Origin of the sequence: Streptomyces sp. NPDC021224 (genome assembly GCF_044332905.1) — a bacterium.
Classification (GTDB): domain Bacteria; phylum Actinomycetota; class Actinomycetes; order Streptomycetales; family Streptomycetaceae; genus Actinacidiphila.
The window spans coordinates 1-2,357 of sequence record NZ_JBIRPW010000038.1; the positions used below are offsets into that span (position 1 = coordinate 1).

Genomic DNA, 2,357 nt, shown 5'->3' on the forward strand with positions numbered 1-2,357 from the left:
CGGACGTGCAGGGTGGTGGCGCCGGTGGCGTGGAGGGTGACCCCGCTCCACGCGAACGGCAGCACGACCACCGGCTCACCCGGCCGGTCGTCCAGGAGCAGCGCGTGCAGGGCGGCGTCGAGGAGGGCCGGGTGGATACCGAACGCGCCGGTGTCGGTGGCGGTGTCGTCGGCGGGCAGGGTGATCTCGGCGGAGACGTCCCCGTTGTGGTGGCGCCAGGCCGTGTGCAGGCCCTGGAACAGCGGCCCGTACTCGTAACCCCGCACGGCGAGGCGGTCGTAGAGACCGTCGAGGTCGACGGGCCGGGCGTCGGTGGGGGGCCATGCCGACGCGTGCTCGGCCACTTCCGCGGTCTGGGTTGTGAGGCGGCCGGTGGCGTGCCGGACCCACGGGCCGTTCCCGTCGTCGGAACGGGAGTGCACGGCCAGCGCGTATCCGCCGTCGTCCGGGGTGAGGGTGGCCTGCAACTGGACGGCCTGGCCTTCGGTGATCACCAGTGGTGCGTGGAGGGTGAGGTCTTCGAGGTGTCCGGCGCCGACACGGTCACCCGCGGCGACGGCCAGGTCCACGAACGCGGTGCCCGGCAGCAGGACCCTGCCCAGGATGGTGTGGCCTGCCAGCCAGGGCTGCGTGGCGTGGGAGAGGCGTCCGGTGAGGACCGCACCGCCTTCGTCGGCCAGGTCCACGGCCGCACCCAGGAGTCCGTGCCCGGCGACAGCCAGGCCGAGTCCGGTGGCATCGCCGGTGGTTGCGGGTGCTTCGAGCCAGTAGCGCTGGTGCTGGAAGGCGTAGGTGGGCAGGTCGGTGGTGCGACCGCCGGTGAGGGCCGGGGTGTGGTCCCAGGTGATGGGGGTGCCGGTGGTCCACAGGTGGGCGAGGGCGGTGAGGAACGTCTCGTCCTCGGGTTTGCCCTTGCGCAGTGCTGCGACAGCCACAGCCTGGTCGCCTGTGTCGGTGCTGCTGAGGGTGGTGGTGATGCTGGCGGTCAGGACGGGGTCGGGGCCGAGTTCGAGGTAGGCGGTGACGGCGTGTTCGGTAGCGAGGTGCTGGATGCCGTGGTGGAAGCGGACCGTGCCGCGGATGTGGCGGGCCCAGTACTCCGGTGAGGTCAGCTCCCCGGTGGTGGCCACAACCCCGGTGACGTTGGACAGGACCGGGATCTGCGGGGCCCGGAAGTCCAGGGTCCGGATCTCGCGGGTGAAGTCGTCCAGGACGGTGTCCATGTGGGGTGAGTGGAAGGCGTGGGAGACCGTGAGACGCCGGGTCCGCCGCCCCAGGTCACGGAAGTGCGCCGCAACCGCCTCCGCCGCATCGGTGTCGCCCGAGACCACCACGGACGTCGGCCCGTTCACTGCGGCCAGGGAGAGGTGTTCGCCGAGCAGGGGCAGCACTTCGTCCTCGGTGGCCTCGACCGCGATCATCGCCCCGCCGGCCCGGGCGGCCTGCATCAGGCGTCCCCGTGCGGTGACCAGGCGTGCCGCGTCCGGCAGCGAGAGCACGCCCGCGACGTGGGCGGCGGTCACCTCACCGACCGAGTGCCCGCCCACGACGTGCGGGATCACACCGTAGGACCGGGCCAGTGCGAACAGCGCGGTCTCCACCGCGAACAGCGCGGCCTGCGTGAACAGCGTCTGATCCAGACGCCCGTCCCCGCCCCCCTCCCCGTCGAGGATGACGTCCTTGAGCGGGGCCGGGAGGTGCGCGTCCAGGGCGGCGCACACCTCGTCGAAGGCCTGGGCGAACACCGGCTGGGAGTCGTAGAGTCCGGCGCCCATGCCGGGGCGCTGCGAGCCCTGCCCGGTGAACAGCACCGCCACCCGGCCCTCACCCACAGCGTGGCCCCGCACCACCCCCGGCACCTCAACACCACCCGCGAGCCCGGCCAGACCCGCCACCAGCCCCTCACGGCCGGACCCCAGCACCACCGCCCGGTCCTCGAACACCGCCCGCGAACCGATCAGCGACACGGCCACATCCACCGGCGAGACCTCACCGGCCGACACCACCTCCAGCAGCCGCCCGGCCTGCCCGGCAACCGCACCCCCACCACGCCCCGACACCACCCACGGCACCACCGAAGTGACACCCTCGTCCGGCTCGCCCGCATCCCCCTCCGGCGCCGCCTCCCCAACCACCGGCGCCTGCTCCAGAATCACGTGCGCGTTCGTCCCGCTGATACCGAACGAGGACACCGCAGCACGCCTCGGACGGTCCACCTCGTCCCATTCCCGGGACTGCGTCAGCAGCTCCACCGCACCCGAATCCCATTCGACGATCGGGGAGCGTTCTTCTGCGTGGAGGGTCTGGGGCATGATGCCGTGTCGGATGGCCTGCACCATCTTGATCACGCCTGCGAC

General features: G+C 72.3%; 1 protein-coding gene. It reads right to left on the bottom strand.

Going from position 1 to position 2,357, the window contains the following annotated elements:
* A partial coding sequence (locus tag ACH4PY_RS37040; RefSeq protein ID WP_398192923.1) for an acyltransferase domain-containing protein occupies positions 1-2,312 on the bottom strand: 2,312 nt, incomplete at its 3' end.
* Positions 2,313-2,357: the final 45 nt, after the last annotated feature.